Source organism: Bartonella sp. AA86SXKL (assembly GCF_042196885.1).
This window is the reverse complement of record NZ_JBHIRE010000377.1, coordinates 1-673: the sequence shown is the minus strand read 5'-3', so window position 1 is coordinate 673 and position 673 is coordinate 1. Positions and strand designations below refer to the sequence as shown.

1 pseudogene is annotated in these 673 nt (G+C 42.2%); it reads left to right on the top strand.

Annotated features, from left to right (window positions below):
• Nucleotides 1–673 (top strand): annotated as a pseudogene (locus tag ACFIO5_RS12110) (tyrosine-type recombinase/integrase); the annotation flags it as partial.

Here is a 673-nt window from a genome sequence, read left to right as displayed (position 1 = left end):
CGTAAAGATGGTGGTGCTCAATGGCTTTATCGTTATACCATTCACGGTCGGCGCCGTGAAATGGGCTTGGGCGCCTTAAGACATGTCTCTTAAAAAAAAGCCCGTGAATTGGCAAACCAATGGCGTGCTGTTTTACATGAGGGTCGTGACCCCATTAAAGAACGCGATAAACAAAAGCGTGAGGCAATGCGTAATCTTCATTATTTAAAAAACATTGCTTTAGATGCTTTTGAAAGCCGTAAAGCTGAATTAAAAAGAGATGGTAAAGCTTGTGATTGGTTTTTACCATTACGCCTTCATATTCTCCCTAAATTGGGCTGTCTGCCCGTTTCAGAGATTACACAAACAGAGATACGCAATACCCTTGCTCCTATCTGGCATACAAAAGCTGCAACAGCAGAGAAAGCACTAAATCGTCTTAATCTTTGTCTCAAACATGCGGCTGCATTAGGGTTAGATGTTGATTTACAAGCAACAGAAAAAGCACGCGCGCTCTTAGGTAAACAACGTCATAAAACCACTAATAGACCTGCAATGGATTGGAAAGATGTTCCCGCCTTTTATCAGTTACTCTGTAAAACACAAAACATAACACAACTGGCTTTGCGCTTGCTTATCCTGACAGGCGTTCGTACCAACCCTTTGCGTCATATTCGTGAAGATCAGATTGAAG